17 protein-coding genes are annotated in these 18,723 nt (G+C 57.8%); 4 read left to right on the top strand and 13 right to left on the bottom strand.

All coding sequences use genetic code 11. From position 1 onward, the window contains the following. Positions 1 to 32: 32 nt before the first annotated feature. From purQ to purC, 3 genes are all read right to left on the bottom strand, one after another. Complete coding sequence (gene purQ / locus G6R15_RS06110) at positions 33 to 701, bottom strand: phosphoribosylformylglycinamidine synthase subunit PurQ (RefSeq protein WP_164658902.1); 669 nt, start codon at positions 699 to 701, stop codon at positions 33 to 35. After that, a complete protein-coding gene (gene purS / locus G6R15_RS06105) occupies positions 698 to 931 on the bottom strand; it encodes a phosphoribosylformylglycinamidine synthase subunit PurS (RefSeq protein ID WP_164658901.1) in 234 nt (77 codons plus the stop codon). The genes purQ and purS overlap by 4 nt, the downstream gene beginning before the upstream one ends. An 86-nt stretch (positions 932 to 1,017) precedes the next feature. Continuing rightward, the gene (gene purC, locus G6R15_RS06100) at positions 1,018 to 1,779 is read right to left on the bottom strand and encodes a phosphoribosylaminoimidazolesuccinocarboxamide synthase (protein ID WP_164658900.1); all 762 of its coding nucleotides are present in this window, start codon (positions 1,777 to 1,779) and stop codon (positions 1,018 to 1,020) included. A gap of 160 nt (positions 1,780 to 1,939) precedes the next feature. Between purC and G6R15_RS06095 the strand changes: the two genes are divergently transcribed. Both G6R15_RS06095 and bmt read left to right on the top strand, forming a co-directional pair. After that, positions 1,940 to 2,257: a DUF1476 domain-containing protein gene (locus G6R15_RS06095; RefSeq protein ID WP_164658899.1), complete on the top strand. Its 318-nt coding sequence runs from the start codon at positions 1,940 to 1,942 to the stop codon at positions 2,255 to 2,257. Positions 2,258 to 2,388: 131 nt separating this feature from the next. Next, positions 2,389 to 3,402, top strand: coding sequence for a betaine--homocysteine S-methyltransferase (gene bmt, locus G6R15_RS06090; protein ID WP_164658898.1), 1,014 nt, complete (start codon positions 2,389 to 2,391; stop codon positions 3,400 to 3,402). Positions 3,403 to 3,490: 88 nt separating this feature from the next. Here bmt and G6R15_RS06085 read toward each other — a convergent pair whose 3' ends face one another. The 10 genes from G6R15_RS06085 to G6R15_RS06040 form a co-directional block, all read right to left on the bottom strand. Beyond that, the gene (locus G6R15_RS06085; protein ID WP_164658897.1) at positions 3,491 to 4,267 is read right to left on the bottom strand and encodes an enoyl-CoA hydratase-related protein; all 777 of its coding nucleotides are present in this window, start codon (positions 4,265 to 4,267) and stop codon (positions 3,491 to 3,493) included. 75 nt (positions 4,268 to 4,342) lie between these two features. Then, positions 4,343 to 4,813, bottom strand: coding sequence for a cytochrome c-type biogenesis protein (locus G6R15_RS06080; protein WP_164658896.1), 471 nt, complete (start codon positions 4,811 to 4,813; stop codon positions 4,343 to 4,345). Next, positions 4,810 to 6,774, bottom strand: coding sequence for a heme lyase CcmF/NrfE family subunit (locus tag G6R15_RS06075; RefSeq protein WP_164658895.1), 1,965 nt, complete (start codon positions 6,772 to 6,774; stop codon positions 4,810 to 4,812). Before G6R15_RS06075 ends, G6R15_RS06080 begins: the two co-directional genes overlap by 4 nt. A 74-nt stretch (positions 6,775 to 6,848) precedes the next feature. Continuing rightward, a complete protein-coding gene (locus G6R15_RS06070; RefSeq protein WP_164658894.1) occupies positions 6,849 to 7,433 on the bottom strand; it encodes a holin family protein in 585 nt (194 codons plus the stop codon). Further along, positions 7,424 to 8,035, bottom strand: coding sequence for a holin-associated N-acetylmuramidase (locus tag G6R15_RS06065; protein WP_164658893.1), 612 nt, complete (start codon positions 8,033 to 8,035; stop codon positions 7,424 to 7,426). The genes G6R15_RS06070 and G6R15_RS06065 overlap by 10 nt, the downstream gene beginning before the upstream one ends. A gap of 152 nt (positions 8,036 to 8,187) precedes the next feature. Then, positions 8,188 to 8,631, bottom strand: coding sequence for a cytochrome c maturation protein CcmE (ccmE, locus tag G6R15_RS06060; protein WP_164658892.1), 444 nt, complete (start codon positions 8,629 to 8,631; stop codon positions 8,188 to 8,190). A gap of 18 nt (positions 8,632 to 8,649) precedes the next feature. Further along, complete coding sequence (gene argC, locus G6R15_RS06055; protein ID WP_164658891.1) at positions 8,650 to 9,678, bottom strand: N-acetyl-gamma-glutamyl-phosphate reductase; 1,029 nt, start codon at positions 9,676 to 9,678, stop codon at positions 8,650 to 8,652. Positions 9,679 to 9,774: 96 nt separating this feature from the next. Further along, entirely contained in the window at positions 9,775 to 10,584 is an 810-nt protein-coding gene (locus G6R15_RS06050; RefSeq protein WP_164658890.1) for a glutamate racemase, read from the bottom strand. A gap of 7 nt (positions 10,585 to 10,591) precedes the next feature. Further along, on the bottom strand, positions 10,592 to 11,470 hold the full coding sequence (locus G6R15_RS06045) for a lysophospholipid acyltransferase family protein (protein ID WP_164658889.1): 879 nt from the start codon (positions 11,468 to 11,470) through the stop codon (positions 10,592 to 10,594). A gap of 79 nt (positions 11,471 to 11,549) precedes the next feature. After that, positions 11,550 to 14,972 (bottom strand): indolepyruvate ferredoxin oxidoreductase family protein, encoded by a 3,423-nt coding sequence (locus G6R15_RS06040; protein WP_164658888.1) that lies wholly within the window; start codon positions 14,970 to 14,972, stop codon positions 11,550 to 11,552. 181 nt (positions 14,973 to 15,153) lie between these two features. Between G6R15_RS06040 and G6R15_RS06035 the strand changes: the two genes are divergently transcribed. Both G6R15_RS06035 and G6R15_RS06030 read left to right on the top strand, forming a co-directional pair. Then, positions 15,154 to 16,059 (top strand): LysR family transcriptional regulator, encoded by a 906-nt coding sequence (locus G6R15_RS06035; RefSeq protein ID WP_164658887.1) that lies wholly within the window; start codon positions 15,154 to 15,156, stop codon positions 16,057 to 16,059. Positions 16,060 to 16,404: 345 nt separating this feature from the next. Further along, entirely contained in the window at positions 16,405 to 18,651 is a 2,247-nt protein-coding gene (locus tag G6R15_RS06030) for a mechanosensitive ion channel family protein (RefSeq protein WP_240336669.1), read from the top strand. Positions 18,652 to 18,723: the final 72 nt, after the last annotated feature.

The raw sequence follows: 18,723 nt of genomic DNA, 5'->3' as shown, positions 1-18,723 counted from the left end.
CCACGCTACGCGCACGGGGCCATCTACTCAAGTCAAGCCGGCGTCAGCACGCCCGCCAATGCGCGAAAGAGCGCTGTTCCGTCAGTGCCGCCATGGCCTTCGTCCGCCGCCCGTTCCGGGTGTGGCATCATACCAAGCACGCGACGGTTTTCTGACAGGATGCCTGCGATGTCATCGCGGGAGCCATTGGGGTTCTCAGCGTAGGTGAAGGCGATCCGGTCCTGATCACGCAGCGCCGCTAGCGTTTCGTCATCGGCAAAGTAGTTGCCGTCGTGGTGCGCGATCGGAATGCCGATCACATCGCCCGCGTTGTAGCCTTCGGTAAAGGCGCTGTCGCTGGTTTCAACTTTCAGGCCGACGGTCTTGCAGATGTATTTCAACCCTGCATTGCGCAGCAGCGCGCCGGGCAGGATGCCGGTCTCGGTCAGCACCTGAAATCCGTTGCAAACCCCGAATGCATAACCGCCACGTTCGGTATGCGCAGCCACAGCTTTGCAAATCGGCGATTGCGCAGCTATCGCGCCGCAGCGCAGGTAGTCGCCATACGAAAACCCGCCCGGCACGCCAACGATATCCATGCCTTCGGGCAAAGCGTCGTCCTTGTGCCAGACCATCGAGACATCAAAACCCGCCTGCTCAAACGCAACCGCCAGATCGCGGTCACAGTTCGAACCCGGGAAGACTACAACCGCCGCCTTCATCCCTGCATCTCGATGCTGTAGGATTCGATCACGGTGTTGGCCAGCAGTTTTTCGCACATGTCCGTCACATCCGCTTCGGTTGCGCCGTCGACCAAGTCCAGGTCAATCACCTTGCCCTGACGCACGCCTTCGACCTTGTCAAAGCCCATGGCACCCAACGCGTGGCGCACGGCCTCACCCTGCGGGTCCAGAACCCCGTTTTTCAGCATTACATGCACCCGTGCTTTCATGTCGCGTCGTCCTTTGGCTCAGGTTCGAAACCCTTGTTCAGGCTTCATCTTGTTGTCTCGTTCGTCGCCTCAACGAGGCGAAAAGTTCAGTTGATCAGTGTCGGCTTGGTGATCGAGGCCGGATTGTTCGGCATCAGGCCCAAACGGCGTGCCACTTCGGAATAGGCATCCGTCAGGCTACCCAAATCGCGGCGGAACACGTCCTTGTCCAGCTTTTGGTTGGTCTCCATGTCCCACAAGCGGCAGCTGTCCGGGCTGATCTCGTCAGCAACCACAAGACGCTGGAAATCGCCATCATAGATGCGGCCAATTTCAATTTTGAAATCGACCAGCTTGATGCCAACGCCGTACATGATGCCCGACAGGAAATCGTTCACACGCAGCGCCAGGCTCAGGATGTCGTCCATGTCCTGCTGGCTGGCCCACCCAAAGGCGGCAATGTGCTCTTCGGTGACCAGCGGATCACCAAGGCTATCGTCCTTGTAACAGTATTCAACAATCGGGCGCGGCAGCTGCGTGCCCTCATCGATGCCAAGACGCTTGGACATGGTGCCCGCCGCATAGTTGCGCACGATCACTTCCAGTGGCACGATTTCACACGAGCGCACCAGTTGCTCGCGCATGTTGAGGCGCTTGAGGAAGTGCGTCGGCACGCCAACCTGCCCCAAACCCACCATGAAGTATTCGCTCAGCAGGTTGTTCAGAACCCCCTTGCCGTCGATCACGTCTTTTTTCTCGGCATTAAATGCGGTGGCGTCATCCTTGAAGTACTGTACGATGGTGCCCGGCTCGGGACCTTCATACAGGGTTTTGGCTTTGCCTTCGTAGATCTTCTTGCGACGTGCCATGGGCAACCTTTCCAGGATGTGTGGGGAAATGAGTCCCCCCGCTTTGGGGCTCTCATAGTGCAAGCGCCGCAGTGTCGCAAGTTGGGCGCGCCCTCTTGCAGATATGATTGTCCGGCGTCATATGTTGATCAACGGTTTTACTGACAAAAGGGCCTACCCAATGAGCACATTCGACGATCGTGAAAATGCGTTTGAAAACAAGTTCGCGCATGATGAAGAGATGCAATTCAAAGCAGTCGCACGCCGCAACAAGATGGTGGGTCTTTGGGCAGCCGAACTGATGGGAAAATCCGGCGCAGATGCGGACGAGTATGCAAAAACCGTTGTTCTGTCGGATTTCGAAGAAGCTGGCCACGAAGATGTCGTGCGCAAAGTCGAGGCTGATTTGAACGGCATCGCTGACGCTGACGCCATTCGCGCCAAGATGGCCGAGCTGCTGCCCGAAGCCCAGGCACAGATCATGAGCGAAGCCGACTAAGACGCGTCATCTGACACCGGCTCATGATCTTCATGAGTTTTATGAATTTGATTTGACACCCCGTTCATGAGAGACGGGGTGTCTGTATTTTCGGGCCTGGATTCCGGCCCCCTCTTTTCAGGAACATGACCATGACCAATGCGTTCTCCGCCATGCTGGAAAGCCACGATGTCATCCTTGCCGATGGCGCGACCGGCACCAACCTGTTCAACATGGGCCTTCAGTCCGGCGATGCGCCCGAACTGTGGAACATAGACGAGCCTGCCAAGATCCGCGCGCTCTATCAGGGCTCGGTCGATGCGGGCAGCGACATGTTCCTGACCAATACTTTTGGTGGCACCTCAGCGCGCCTGAAACTTCATGATGCCCAAGGTCGCGTGCGTGAGTTGAACCGAGCGGGCGCTGAATTGGGACGCGAGGTTGCAGACAAGGCAGGTCGCAAGATCATCGTTGCAGGCTCGGTTGGCCCGACAGGTGAAATCATGGAGCCCGTCGGTTCGTTGAGCCACGCAGCCGCGGTTGAGATGTTCCACGAACAGGCCGAGGGTCTGAAAGAGGGCGGCGTTGACATTCTGTGGCTCGAGACGATCTCGGCCCCCGAAGAATACCGCGCAGCTGCCGAAGCCTTTGCCCTGGCGGACATGCCTTGGGCCGGCACCATGAGCTTTGATACAGCGGGCCGCACCATGATGGGCGTGACCTCGGCTGATCTAGTTCAACTGGTCGAAAAACTACCCAACGCGCCGCTAGCGTTTGGCGCCAATTGCGGCACCGGCGCGTCCGACATCCTGCGCACTGTTTTGGGCTTTGCCGCACAAGGCACAGAACGTCCTATCATCTCCAAGGGAAATGCCGGCATCCCGAAATACGTTGACGGTCACATCCACTATGACGGCACGCCGGACCTGATGGGTGAATACGCTGTGATGGCGCGCAACTCGGGCGCAAAGGTCATTGGCGGCTGCTGTGGTACCATGCCCGATCATCTGCGCGCCATGCGCGCTGCTCTGGATGAGACTCCGCGTGGAGACCGCCCCACGCTGGACCAAATCACTGAAGCGCTCGGCCCTTTCACGTCGGCCAGCGATGGAACAGGTGACGAGCCTGCACCCGAACGCCGCACGCGCCGCCGCCGCCGCGCTTGAACAAAAAAAACGGGAGCGTCACGCGGCGCTCCCTTCATTCTTCTTGCCAAAAATATCCCGGGGTCTGGGGCAGCGCCCCAGCCCGACCTCAGCGGCCTTCGAACTCGGCCGGTCGTTTTTGGGTAAAGGCCACAACACCCTCCTGAAAATCGCGTGTCCGGCCGCATTCGCCTTGCAAATGCGCCTCGCGATTCAGCTGATCCGTCAAGTTGTTATCAAACGTGCCCCGGATCGCAGTCTTGATCGCGCCATAGGCCGCTGTTGGCCCCGTCGCCAAGCTCGCCGCACGCTTGCGCCAATGGGCATCAAAAGTATCGTCCGAGACAGCTTCCCAAATCATGCCCCAATCATCGGCCTGACGGGCAGAGATCTTGTCAGCAAACAGTGCCGCCCCCATTGCTTTGGCCATCCCCATCTGACGTGGCATGAACCAGGTTCCACCGGCGTCAGGCATAAGTCCGATACGGGAAAACGCTTGCAAGAAGTATGCACTTTCAGTAGCGATCACGACATCGGCGCAAAGCGCGAGGTTTGCACCAGCACCCGCGGCCGGGCCATTGACAGCAGCAATTGTCGGTACCGGGCAGTCATACACCGCCTCAAGCATCGGATTGTATTCGTCGCGCAATGTCCGTTCGAGGTCGATCTTGCCAGATGAACCAGCGTCACCCAGATCCTGCCCCGTGCAAAAGGCCCCGCCAGCCCCGGTCAACACGATGGCGCGCGCCGTCTTGGCAGCCTCGCGCATGGCATAGGTGATCTCGGCCCGCATCTGCGTAGTGAGCGAGTTCATCTTTTCAGGGCGATTGAGGGTCAGAACAGCCAGACCGTCAGTGATTTCGAGCGTGATGGTTTGATATTCCATGACTATAGCCTTCACTTGTGCAGGTTTTGGCACAGCCTGACCCAAGCGCGCCCGTGTGAAAAGGAGGACGGCGCGTCAATCGTCGAGAATTTCTTTCAACCGCGCCACTTCGCTGTCGCTTAGCTTTTCTTCAGGCGTGGGTGCGGCCCGTGACCGCCCACGCAGATAGATGAATCCAACACCTGCAGCGATCAACAACATGATCGGCCCTGCAGCCCACAACAGCCAATTGGCCCCCGTAACAGTGGGTTTCAGCAGTACATATTCACCATAGCGGGCAACAATGAAGTCTATTGCGTCTTCGTCGCTATCGCCCGCCACAAGCCGTTCGCGCACCAACAACCGCAGATCGCGCGCCAAATCGGCGTTGCTTTCATCAATGCTCTCGTTGCGGCAGACTAGGCAGCGCAACCCTTGGCTCAGATCGCGCGCGCGCTGCTCCAGCACCGGATCATCCAGAACCTCATCAGGTTCCACAGCCGATGCAGCAATCGGTGCAAACAGAAAGGCAACCAAGGCAGCACAAAGGACAAGCACGCGCGTCATTCAGCAGGGACTCCCCCTTCGGGTGCCTTGCGAGCACCGGCGGCCACGCGGAAACGTCGATCCGACAAGCTGATAAAGCCACCAAGCGCCATCATGATACATCCGCCCCAGATCCAGTTGGCAAACGGTTTGATATAGGTGCGCACCGTCCAGCCGCCATTATTCTGTTGATCACCGATCACGACATAGACGTCTCGCATCAAACGATAGTCGATCGCCGCCTCGGTTGTGGGCATGCGCGCCACCGGGTAATCCCGTTTCTCAGGCCTCAGCAGGGCAATCTCGTGCCCGTCTTCTTCGAGGCGCACAAACCCCATGGTCGAGATGTAGTTCGGCCCAGACACACGCTCGACCCTCTTGAGTGTCAATGTGTATTCACCCACCTCAAACGGCTCGTTGAATTGCACAACACGGATATCTTCCTGTTCCCATGCCGTCAGTCCTGCCACGGCAAAGATGGTGATGCCCAGACCCGCATGCGCCGTTGCTTTACCCCAATCGGCGCGTGGCAATCGCATCAATCGGCCCAAACGACCTGAACGACCGGTACGGCTCCACAGGTCCATGGCCGCACCAGAGACGACCCAGGCGCCAAGGAACAATCCTGTCGGTCCTAGAACGCTTTGACCGGTCTGCATAGTCCAGACCAGAAGCGCCAAAGCCACTGATAAAACAAAGGCGTAGCGCAGAGACCAGGCCGCTCTCCCCAAACGCCCGCGTTTCCACGGCAGCATCGAGCCCACGGGAAGGATCAGACCCAACAACACCATGAAGGGTGTGAAGGCGGCATTGAAAAACGGTGGTCCCACCGACAGCTTACGATCAAAGAACATCTCGGCTATGATGGGCCAAAGCGTACCAAAGAAAACCACAAAACAGCTGACTGCCAGCAGGATATTGTTGGTCAACAAGGCACTTTCACGGCTGACGATGCCAAAGACACCCTTGGCTTCCATCTCTTGTGCTCGAGCGGCAAAAAGCGTCAAAGCACCGCCGGTGAAGACCGCCAGAATGATCAGGATGAACACCCCCCGTTCGGGGTCATTGGCAAATGCGTGCACCGAGGTCAAAAGCCCCGAGCGCACGATGAATGTCCCGATAAGCGAGAACCCAAAGGCCAAGATGGCCAATAGGATGGTCCAGCTTTTCAACGCTTCGCGTTTTTCCACGACAATGGCGGAATGCAGCAAAGCAGCGGCCAGCAGCCAGGGCATGAATGACGCGTTTTCCACCGGATCCCAGAACCAGAATCCGCCCCAACCCAATTCATAGTACGCCCACCACGATCCAAGCGCGATACCAATGGTCAGAAACACCCAGGCTGCAAGCGTCCATGGGCGCACCCAACGCCCCCAAGCGGCATCAACACGGCCCTCAATCAGCGCAGCCACGGCGAACGAGAACGACATGCTCAAACCAACGTATCCCAGGTAAAGAAACGGAGGGTGAAACGCCAAACCAGGGTCTTGCAACAGAGGGTTCAAATCCTGCCCGTCAAAGGGCGGCACCGCCATGCGCAAAAACGGGTTGGATGTGAACAGAATGAAGGCAAAAAACGCCACCGCAATGGCCGACTGCACACTCAGCACCCGCGCGCGCAAACCAGGTGGCAGGCTGCCACCGAACCAGGCCGCCATAGCACCGAAAAGCGTAACGATCAGCACCCACAGCAACATCGACCCCTCGTGGTTTCCCCAGGTGCCGCTGATCTTGTAGAGCATCGGTTTGGCGGAGTGGCTGTTCAACACCACCAACCGCAGCGAAAAATCAGATGTGATAAAGGCCCACATCAGGGCAGCGAAGGCAAACCCCGTCAACAGGAACTGAACATTAGCCGCAGGCTCTGCCACGGCCATCCATCCAGGCCAGCGTTTCTGCGCGCCGATCAGCGGCACGATCATCTGTACGATTGCGACCATGAAGGCCAGGATGAGGGCGAAGTGACCAAGCTCTGTAATCATGCCCAACGGTATAGACTGCCAAAGGTGGCGGTCCAATCGCTTTTGTGCGAGGTCTCAGAGCATAGTGTCGCGGCCTAGTCAGATTTGCGTTGCAGCGCCTTCCAATCCTCCAGCGCTGGATTGTCGCTCGGGGTTACGGCCTTGGCGATCGTGTGGGGGGCATTGGTCGGATTTGCCACGCCGGGGCCGTCAGATCGCATCTGATCCAAAGCCACGATGTTGGCCATGACCTGCGGTGCACGGGCCATTGTATCAGCAAGGTCACGTTGCAGATCCTGAACCTTGGTCTGATGTCGCGCGCCAAAATAGAATGACACGATGACGCCAAGTAGCCACCACAGCGGCTCGGGCACCAGCGCAATACCTTGCATGCGAGCCGAAAACCACAACGGGTCCACCATCGCCGAAACAAACAATCCCAATGTACCAAGTGCCAGTGCGGGGCGCGGCAGACGGTTCAGCCCATCCATGAAACGGTCAAACATGCCGCGACGCGGCACTGCAAATTCGGCCCCGAACTGGGTCATGGACTGCGTTTGCACCGATTGCGCCCGTTGCGCCCCCGCTTCCGCGTTTTCACGAAACACCTCGGCTGTTTCGCGCACGACGTTGCGTCCGCCACCAAACAGAAACTCGACTACTCCCGAAATCAGCCCCATTCCGCGACCCTTTCTTGAAACTCTGTATCCGTCAGGTGATACCGGGGCGAAATGAACTCTTCGGCCCGCTTGATCCAGCCGCCTTTGCCACCGCGTCGGGTGCGCGTGTACTTGCGGCTTTGAATCCTTCGATCAGCTAGCCGGAAATAGTAGTTCCGCCGTGCGATGCCATACGCATCCCGAAAGGCCACCGCGCCCCGCTCCGCCGCCTGCTCGGCCGCCCCTTCGGTCTGAGGCCCCAGTGCGCCGTCGACGGACACGTTGAACCCCATGTCCCTGAGCAACTGTTGAAGAATCTTAACCGCGTTTGCTCCGGCATTGACGTACATGTCAAAAACCGACGGCTGAACAATCTCGGGCAACCGGTCGATCCGCGGACGTTCGAAGTAGTGACCGGCAAATATCTCGACCGCCTGATCGCGGCTCAGGGCTTTAACATCCGCCACAGAAATCCGCCCGTCCCCTGTCAAATCCAGGCCCAATCGGCGCATCGTATGGATAGTCACACCAAATTTCGTCGCCCCGCCCGGATCATCGGGGTCATTCACATAGCCGCCCTCGCGGGCAACGATGTCTTCTGCAATCTGTCGTACCGTCTGCATCAACCCAAACCTTCACCAGAAACGGCGAGGATCAGGCCACAATCGCGTTAACAGCCGCCAAAACCAAAGGGCGCTGCCCGCGCAACGCCCTTTTTTCTCAATTTCAATTTCGGGTGCCGCAAACTGGCTGCAACAGCTGTCTTCAGCTGTCTTCAGCTGTCTTCGCCCTGATATACACCCTGCTCCTTCAGAGCGTCCACGACCTCTTTTGGCATATACGTTTCGTCATGTTTCGCCAAAATATCAGAAGCTTGGAAGACACCGTTCACATAAGAACCAGTACCCACCATACCTTGATTTTCGGCGAAAAGATCGGGCAGAACGCCTGAAAACTCCACTGGGATCGTTGCCCCGCCATCCGTCACGGAAAAGCGCACAACTTCACCGAGCCCGCGTTGCAAGCTGCCTTCTTCGACCAACCCACCGATCCGAAACACTTCGGTCGGTTGCGGTGGTTCAGCCGCGATCTGACTGGGAGAGCGGAAGAAGTTGATGCCGTCGCGCATGGCATAACCAATCAGGCCGGTCGCGACCACAAGGGCCACGACAGCCAAGACTATGACTTGGATACGACGTTGTTTTTTCAGTGACTTCATGGCGACCTCGAAAGGAGCTTAAGGGAACAGCGGCGCCATCATCAGGCCGCATGTCTCGTCCTCACCTAACATCAGGTTGGCGTTCTGCAAGGCTTGGCCGCTGCTACCTTTTGTCAGGTTATCCAAGGCTCCGATCACAATCGCGCGCCGCTCAATTCGGTCTGCCGTGACCCCGATGTGACAAAAGTTCGATCCGCGCACATGATGGGTCGACGGTGCTTCGCCAAAGGGCAACATCTGGATGAAGGGTTCGTTTTCATAGGCAGCACAGAGCGTCTCATAGATACTCTGTGGATCACCATGCACATAAGTTGTGGCCAGAATGCCCCGGTTTGCCGGCACCAGATGCGGCGTGAACTGCACATGCACCGTCCGGCCCGCAATCTTGGAGAACTCCTGATCAAACTCGCCCAGGTGCCGATGCTTGCCGCCAACGGCGTACGCGTTATACCCTTCGCTCAGCTCGGCATGCAGCAGGTTTTCCTTCAGGCTCCGCCCTGCGCCGGAAACGGCGCATTTCAGGTCCAGAATGATGTCATCCAGGTCGATCACATTGGCCGCGATCAACGGGCGCAGTACATACTGACCGGTTGCCGCGTTGCATCCGGTTCCAGCCACGAGCCGCGCGTCCCGGATGTCATCCCGATAGAACTCTGTCAGGCCATAAACAGCCTCTTCCTGCTGTTCCAAAGCGACATGGGGGTTGCCATACCACTTTTCATACTCGGCCGGATCACGCAGCCGGAAATCTGCCGACAGATCGACGATCTTAAGGCTCTTTGGCAGATCCCGAATGACTTCTTGGCTGGTTTTGTGGGGCAGCGCGCAGAAACACAGGTCGATCTGGCTGAAGTCAATCTCGCCAATCTTGCACAGATCCGGCAGATCCATGTGGCGCAGATGGGGGAACACCTGCGCCATGCTCATGCCCGCCTTACGCTCGGCGGCCAGTGCCACGATATCCATGTTCGGGTGCTCGGCGATCAGCCGTACCAATTCAACACCGGTGTATCCGCTGGCGCCCAGAATTGCGATCTTATGGGTCATGTCAGACCTCTTTTCTTGATAAATGTCGTGCAGTCGTGGACCGCGCAACGCGGTCCGGGAGTTATCTGGCAAGATGCCCACCGTCCTTGATCGGGGTCAAGCGGCTTGAAAGGTGATCCGTCGTCGCAGGAACTGCGTCGCCCGGTCGCTGACCCGCGAAGGGTTGCCCGTCGTCAGATAACCCGCTGCGCCCGCGCCCAACATATGCGGGTGCCGGTCCAGATAATCCGCAAGCGCATCCGCCACGAGCTGGCCTTGACTGAAGACTTTGACACCTTCGCCCAATGCAGCCTGAAACGTTTCTTCCATCAACGGGTAATGCGTGCACCCCAGAATTGCGGCCTGAGGATGCGGCATCTTGCGTTGCAGCGCATCGACGTGTGACCGCACCAGCGCCTCGGCCAGGATCATGTCACCGTCTTCGATGGCGTCGACTACACCGCCGCAAGCCTGCGCTTCGACATCAACACCGATGGCGCGGAACGCTAGTTCCCGTTGAAACGCACGGCTCATCACTGTCGCGGGCGTGGCAAACAAAGCGACGTGTTTGGTTTCAACCTCACGCGGCGGGGAATTGTCGCCCCAGTTCCGCTCGGTCAGCGCCTCGATCAACGGCACGAACACGCCCAGCACCCGTTTACCCTCAGGCACACCCGCCTCTTGCATCCGCCGCAGCGCAGCAGCGCTTGCCGTATTGCACGCCAGGATCACCAAGTTACAGCCCGCATCCCATAGCGCATGCACCGCCTTATTGGTCAGCTGAAAAATATCCTCGGCGTCGCGCACCCCATAAGGCGCGTGATCACTGTCTGCGTAATACAGAAAACCGACGTCAGGCAGCCGCTTTTGCGCTGCGTTCAGGACGGTCAATCCGCCCAGACCAGAATCAAAGATACCTACTGCCATTTGCCCCTTAGGCGCGATGCCGTTCCTCAAACTCATAGCCGTGGTCGTATGACTTCAGCGGCTTTGGAGACAGCTCATACGTGGCTTTGCGCAGGAAATCCATCATCGCGCGCCCATCTTTTGCCATCGGGTCCAGAATGTCACGGCCAATGGGTTCACCAACCACAACCTTGACCGGGGTATCGACCCGTTTCTTGAACTCCTTGATCAGCAACCCCATACGCAAAGTGTTGTGCAGATGGCTGGCGATTTGGAATAGACGACTGGTGTGTCCATCGAAATAGAGCGGTACAACGGTCGCGCTCGATTTACCCACCATCCGCGCCGTAAACCCGCGCCAGCCGGGGTCCATCGGTTGGCCAAATGGATTGGCGGCTGTGCTGACAGTGCCACCGGGGAAAATGCCAATCGCACCACCCTGCCCCAGATAGTTCAGCGCAGTCTTGCGGGTGTCCAGGTTCAGCTTCATCGCCTCTTTCGTTTGGTCAAACGAGATCGGCAGGATGATGCGATTGATATCTTCGGCCTTGCGGAACACGCGATGCGCCAGAATGCGGAAATCGCCCCGCGTCTGCGACAGGATATGCCCCATCATCAGACCATCAAGAATGCCGTACGGGTGGTTCGCAATCAGGATCAGCGGGCCGTCCTTGGGAAGGTTGGACAGCGATCCGCCGATCACATCCAGCGACAGCCCATACCGCTCGACCATCACCGACCAAAAGTCGCGCCCATTCGCCACTTCACGTTCGTACCCATCTACGCGTTTGATCAGCCCAAGCCGCCCCGTGGAGTTCTCCATCAACCGGATAACCGTTCGGCCGCCTTTGGTGGCGGCCGAATGAGCGTAAGAGATGTCGCGAGCGATGTGACGGCGCGAGGTCATGGTCTTCTCCGTTTGGATGCCCGTTAGATAAGAACGGGCACCCAGTATGCAAAGGGTGCATGACACCAGTGTGACGGTATTACTCAGCCGCCTGTTTCAGGTCAGCACCACCTTGTCGGATCGCGGCCAGCAGCTCTTCACGTCGTTTAGCGGCCTTGGCCTCGTTTTGCATCTTGACCGGGCCAAAGCCGCGAATGTCCAAGGGCAATCGGGCGAGAGCGCAAATGGCGTCCTTCGTTTCAGGCGTAACTTTTGTCAAAGCACCCTTCATGTCCTTTTCGTACTGACGGATCAGCGCGCGTTCCATCTTGCGCTCAGCCGTGTAGCCAAAGATGTCCAACGGAGTCCCCCGCAGGCCCTTCATGCGCGACAATAACTTCATCGGCCCAAGCATCCATTCACCGAATTCACGCTTCTTGGGACGACCATTGGGCCCAGTGCCGCCGAGGATCGGGGGCGCCAGATGCAGGGTCATCTTCAGATCGCCGTCAAACTCAGCCGCGGCCTTGTCGCGACTGTCCAGCAGCAGGCGCGCAACCTCGTATTCATCCTTGTAGGACAAGAGCTTGTGATAGCCCAAGGCCACCGCCTCCTTCACTCCTGCATCCTCGATCCCCTCGAGCATCTTGGCATAACGTTTCGCCAGTCGCTTGCTCTGGTAGGCGGTCAGGTGAGCGGCGCGATAGGCGATCTTGTCATCCAGCGATTTGGGCAGATCCACCACATTGGGTGTCAGCGCCTTGGCGACCTGATCGGGATGCAGGACGGCCCAACGGCCAATCTCGAACGCCCGCTTGTTTCGCTCTACTGCGGCCCCGTTCAGGTCGATGGCCGCCATGATCGCGTCATGGCTCAGCGGCAGCAGACCACGCTGCCAGGCCGCGCCAAAGACCATCATGTTCGAAAAGATGGAATCGCCCATCACAGCTCGCGCCAAATCCGAGGCGTCAAACAGCGCCAACCGATCCTTCAGCCGCGCCTCAAGCGCCAGTTCCAACCGGTCGGACGGGATCTGAAACTCGGTATCGCGGGTAAAATCGCCGGTGATGATCTCGTGGCTGTTGACCACAGCCCCGGCCGTTTCGTTGCGCAGCAGACCGATGGTCTTGGCACCCGCACTGACCACCAGATCGCCGCCAATCAGCGCGTCACATTCACCAGTTGCCACGCGAATGGCGCTGATGTCGTCGGGGTCATTGGCCAGCCGACAATGGATGTGCACCGCCCCGCCCTTTTGCGCCAGGCCGGCCATCTCCATCATGCCCGCGCCCTTGCCGTCGATCTGAGCGGCCTGCGCCAGCACTGCGCCGATGGTCACAACGCCTGTGCCACCAACGCCCGTGATCACCACGTTGTGGGTACCGTTGATCGTCGGCAGCTCTGGTATCGGCAGGTCAGGCAAAACAATCTCGGTTGTGGCCTCTTTGCGCAGCTTGGCCCCTTCGAGCGTCACAAACGACGGGCAGAACCCCTTGACGCAGGAAAAGTCCTTGTTGCAGCTGGACTGATCAATTGCCCGTTTGCGGCCCAGTTCGGTTTCCTTGGGCACGATCGAGACGCAGTTCGACTGCACACCGCAATCACCGCAGCCCTCACAAATGTCAGTGTTGATGAACACGCGCTTGTCCGGGTCCGGGAAGGTGCCCCGCTTGCGACGGCGGCGTTTTTCGGCCGCGCAGGTCTGGATATAGACGATGACGCTGACGCCTTCGATCTCGCGGAACTTTTCCTGCACATTCATCAGTTCAGCGCGCTCGTGGGTTTCAATACCCGATGGCAGCGCTTTGAAGTTCACGTCTTCTTTCTCGTCATAGACGACGGCGACGTCGTTCACCCCCATGGCCTTGACCTCGGCCACGATGCGTTCGGCGCTCAGGCCCCCCTCGTTGTCCTGACCTCCGGTCATCGCAACGGCATCATTGTAAAGGATCTTGTAGGTGATCGTTGTGCCAGCCGCCAAAGCCGCGCGAATGGCCTGCACGCCCGAATGGTTGTAGGTGCCATCGCCCAGGTTCTGGAATACATGACCAGTCGTGGAAAACGGTTCTTCGCCGATCCAGTTCGCGCCTTCGCCGCCCATATGAGTGTAGCCAAGCGTTTCGCGGTCCATCCATTGGACCATGAAATGACAGCCGATACCAGCATAGGCGCGGCTGCCATCGGGAACTTTGGTGCCGGTGTTATGCGGACAACCCGAACAGAAATACGGCAGACGTGCCGCGATCTCCTGGGCGTTGTCCGAACGACGGGCGTCGTCAAGCGCCTGCAAACCCGCCCTTACACCATCTGTGTCATGACCTTCATCAATCAGAATACCACCTAGCTTCTCGGCAATCATGATCGGGTCCAGCGCGCCGCGCGTCGGGAACAGTTCCTCGCCATGCATCGAGCCCGCACCGCCACCCTTGTGCCACCCATAGACACGGCGGCCGCGACGGTCATCAAAGATGGCTTCCTTGATCTGAACCTCGATCAGCTTGCGCTTTTCTTCGACCACCACGATCAGATCCAGACCCTCGGCCCAATCGTGGAATCCCTTCATATCCAGCGGGAAGACCTGACCAACTTTGTAGGTCGTGATTCCCAGACGTTCGGCCTCGGCTTCGTCAATATTGAGCAGGGCCATGGCATGCACCAGATCGAGCCAGTTCTTGCCCGCCGCGACAAAGCCAATCTTGGCCCCGGATTTGCCCCAAACACGCTTGTCCATCTTGTTGGCATGGCTGAATGCCTCGGCTGCGAACCGCTTGTGGTCGATGATCCGCGCTTCTTGCGGAGTGCGGTCATCCACCAGGCGGATGTTTAGCCCCCCCTCGGGCATCTCGAATTCCGGCGTGATGATCTGCATCCGGTTCGGGTCGCCGTCCACAACAGAGGTGACCTCGATCGTGTCCTTCATCGTCTTCAGCCCAACCCACAGACCGGAAAAACGCGACAACGCCATGCCATATAGCCCGTAGTCCAGAATCTCCTGCACGCCGGCGGGGCTGACGATGGGCATATAGGCATCCATCAAGGCCCATTCAGACTGATGCAACACGGTCGAACTTTCACCTGTGTGATCGTCGCCCATAGCCATGACAACACCGCCCAATGGCGCAGTACCCGCCATATTGGCGTGTCGGATTGCATCGCCAGAGCGGTCCACACCGGGTCCCTTGCCGTACCACAGGCCAAAGACGCCATCGTATTTACCGTCCCCGCGCAAACCCGCTTGTTGCGATCCCCAGAGCGCGGTGGCTGCCAGATCCTCGTTCAGTCCGAATTGAAACGTAACGTCAGATTTGGCCAATTGCTTGGCTGCGCGATTCATTTGCATGTCCACGGCGCCCAAAGGCGAGCCGCGATATCCCGTGACCAGTCCTGCTGTGTTGTGGCCTGCCGCATCGTCCCGCGCTTTTTGCATTAACATCAAGCGCACCAGTGCCTGCGTGCCATTCAACAGGACCTGTTTCTTGTTCAGATCAAAGCGGTCGTTCAGCGAAATTTCGTGCTGACTCATCAAACGTCTCCCCACGTCAGATTAGTTTGCTGGGGTATTTTCCCCTCTCGCCATCCACTTTAGGTCACAATTACTGACCTGTATAGGCGCTTTTTTTGCCTCTGCGACAGCAAGACGGTTGATTGTGGTCATCGCCATGCCTTTGATATAGGGCGTCGGCTCCAAATCGAAAGTTGGGACAATGGACTGGGATAAACTAAGAATTTTTCATGCAGTGGCCGACGCAGGTAGTTTGACGCATGCGGGCGACAAGTTGAATCTGTCGCAATCCGCCGTCAGCCGCCAAATCCGTGCGCTCGAGGAATCTCTGAATTCGACCCTGTTCCATCGGCACGCACGCGGCCTGATTCTGACCGAACAAGGCGAGCTTCTGTTCGACGCCACCAGCGCCATGAGCAAGCGCCTCGACGCCGCTGCAGCGCGCATTCGCGACAGCGAGGAAGAGGTATTTGGTGAATTGCGCGTTACGACCACATTTGGTTTCGGCACCCTGTGGCTGGCGCCCCGTCTGCCAAAGCTTTACGAAAAATACCCGGACCTCAAAATTGACTTGATGTTGGAAGAGCGTGTGCTCGACCTCCCAATGCGCGAGGCCGACGTCGCCATCCGCATGAAAGAACCCAGCCAGGCAGATCTGATCCGTAAGCGACTGATGACCGTGCGCATGCAGCTTTATGCCTCGCGCGGATATCTGACACAGCACGGCACACCAAACGGGATCGACGACATCGTCAAGCATCGTTTGATTTGTCAGAACACAAGCGCCGCCCAGGTGGGCGCGGGTGCGCTATTGGTGCAGACGCTGATGGCGCATAACCCTCAATCCCTGCTAACCGTCAACAATTACTTCGGTGTTTTGCAAGGTGTGCTGCACAATCTGGGGATTGGCGTTTTACCGGACTATGTGACTCAGGATTTCCCCGATCTGGTGCATGTCATGACAGAGACGGAATCCGCCGACGTGCCCGTGTTTCTGGCCTATCCAGAAGAATTGCGGCACTCCCAACGCATCTCGGCGTTCAAGGATTTTGTCCAGGATGAGATCATTGCGCACCGCAAGCAATTGCGCCAACAAGGAAAAATCTGAGCTATGCGTTCCGGGCATATCGGGAATGTCAAGATCGCGACATTATAGTCCTTGATCGTTCACAAAGTGCCACCTAAATGAACTCTCGAAGGCGGTGATGCTGAAACGCTGGTCGTCTTCATACCTCCCTGTTGGACTTCGGCCGAGCTTAGTGCTCGGCCTTTTTTTTGGTCGCACGTCCCAAGGTCCCTACGATACCCCAGAAACTTGCCCCCCCCACTTCTTATTGCTTAACATTGCCCTATGAACTCGGCGCTTGGTTGAGTAGGCTGTGCGAAACAAACCAAAATACGTTTCGAGGGCAAATTTATGTTCTACTTGTTCCGATTGCTTGCCGTTCTGGTAATGACCAGCATGCTTGCGGTCCCACTGCACGCGCAGGTTCCTTTACCAACATCCAGCGGCTCGTCTGCATCGTCGACCCCAGTCGTACCCGAAGATCTGTCGCCAGAGCAGGTCGACGACCTAGTGGCACGGATGTCCGATGACCAGGTTCGAGCATTGCTGCTGGACCGCTTGGACGCAGTGGCCGAACAGCAAAGCCAAGCCGCCCCCGAAAAAGGCATTCTGACTGTCATCAGCGAGCTAGGAACCAACATGGTTCTTGGCTGGATGCATGTCCTGCAACAATTGCCCAACCTGTTGTCTGATCAACTTCAAGCATTCTCGAACTTTGGCGCTGCCTTTGGGTCCGGGGAAATGGTCATGATGTTTGGCTACATCCTTGCTGCTCTTGTTGCGGGTTATGCCGCAGAAAAGTTGACCATTTGGCTGGTACTGCGCCGCGCCCGGCGGGAAACCGGGGAAGAAGCGGGCGACCTTTGGTCTACTGTGGGCTTCCTGTTCCGCCGCTTCTGCCGTGAATTGCTCGGGTTAGTTGTTTTTTACGTGGTCTTGCGCTTTGTCGGCAGAAATCTGTTGTCGGCGGAAGAATTGAACTTTGCGGGCCCGATGGTTTTCTACCTGATCTGGGTTCCACGTCTGGGGGCCGCGATTTCGCGCTTTGTACTGGCACCAAACCGGGCTGATTTGCGGCTCGTCAACGTGTCGGACAAATGGGCCAAATATTTGCACCGCAACCTGATCGGCCTGTTCCTTCTGGGTGGTTTCACCATCTTTATTGTCGGGTTCAACCAGGCAAACGGTGTTCCGATGGGCGAAACCCGCCTTGGATTCTGGCTTAATACATCCGTTCACATCTACATTGGCATCATCGCGTGGCGCGCCCGCGAAGGCCTGAGCGACATGATGCGCGGCACTGACCCAGACCGTTCGCGCTTTGACGAGGCCGTGGCCAAGGCTTATCCCTTCATGGCGATTGGCGTCTCCTTTATCATGTGGTTGGTGGTCGAAATGATCATCGGTTCGGGCGACCGCCAGCTTTTGATGCTGCTGGGGTCCGCTCCACATTACACCACGATGTTCTGGCTGCTGATGGCCCCTGCCATTGACACGCTGATCCGTGGGTTGGTACGCCATCTGGCACCGCCGATGATGGGCGACGGTCCGATTGCGGAACGCGCCTATAGATCGACCAAGCGCAGCTACATCCGTATCGGCCGTGTTCTGGCGGGTATCTTCGTAATCCTGCAGATCGCCAACGCCTGGGAGATCGACCTGCGCAACGTCGCAGCTGCCGGTGTGGGTCATGACGTAGCTGGTTCCTTGGTCGAGTTCCTGATGATCGTGGCCATCGGTTATATTGTGAACGAGGGTGTGTCGCTTTGGATCAACCGCCGTCTGGCAGCCGAAATGACAGCCAGCGAACAGAGCCCAGACGAGGAAGCCGGTGAAGGCGGCGGCGCAGGTGGTTCGCGTCTGGCCACGGTTCTGCCGCTTCTACGAGTCAGTGCTCAGGTGGCGATCTCGGTTATCTTTGGCCTTCTGGCCGTCGGGGCCCTTGGCGTCGACATCACGCCGCTTCTGGCTGGTGCTGGTATCCTTGGTCTCGCCATCGGTTTTGGCGCGCAAAAATTGGTTGCCGACATCGTCGGCGGGGTCTTCTTCCTGATCGACGATGCCTTCCGCGTGGGGGAATACGTCGATGTGGGCGGCACAATGGGCACGGTCGAAAAGATTTCGATCCGCTCGATGCAACTGCGTCATCACCGGGGTGCGGTCCACACGATCCCTTATGGCGAGATCCAGAAGCTAACCAACTTCAGCCGTGACTGGGTGATCATGAAGCTCAAGTTTACTGTGCCTTTCGATACCGACCCCAACAAGGTCAAGAAGATCTTCAAGAAGATCGGTGCCGAGATGATGGCAGACGAAACTCACAAAGATGGTTTCCTGCAGCCATTCAAATCGCAAGGTGTCTTTGACTTTGACGATGTTGGCATGATCATCCGGGGCAAGTTCATGGCCCTTCCGGGCAAGCAGTTCACCCTGCGCAAAGAGATCTTCAACCGGGTCAAGGCGTCGTTCAACGAAGCAGGGATCGACTTTGCTCGCCGCGAGGTGCGCGTTGCCATTCCGGGAATGGATGATAACGACCACATGACCGATGATCAGAAAAAGGCTGTTGCCGCGGCCGCGTCAGAAGCCTCGAACCAGCAATCCCAGGCTGGTCCCCCGGCTGACGATCGCTAAGACGCTTTCCCGCCCCGGTTTGATCCGGGGCGGGCATCTTTGTTTTCCTCAACAATGATTTTGATACTGCCG

The sequence above is a fragment of the Tropicibacter sp. Alg240-R139 genome (genome assembly GCF_900537075.1).
GTDB lineage: Bacteria > Pseudomonadota > Alphaproteobacteria > Rhodobacterales > Rhodobacteraceae > Falsiruegeria.
The sequence above is the reverse complement of the archived record's forward strand: the minus strand, read 5'-3'. Positions and strand labels throughout refer to the sequence as shown.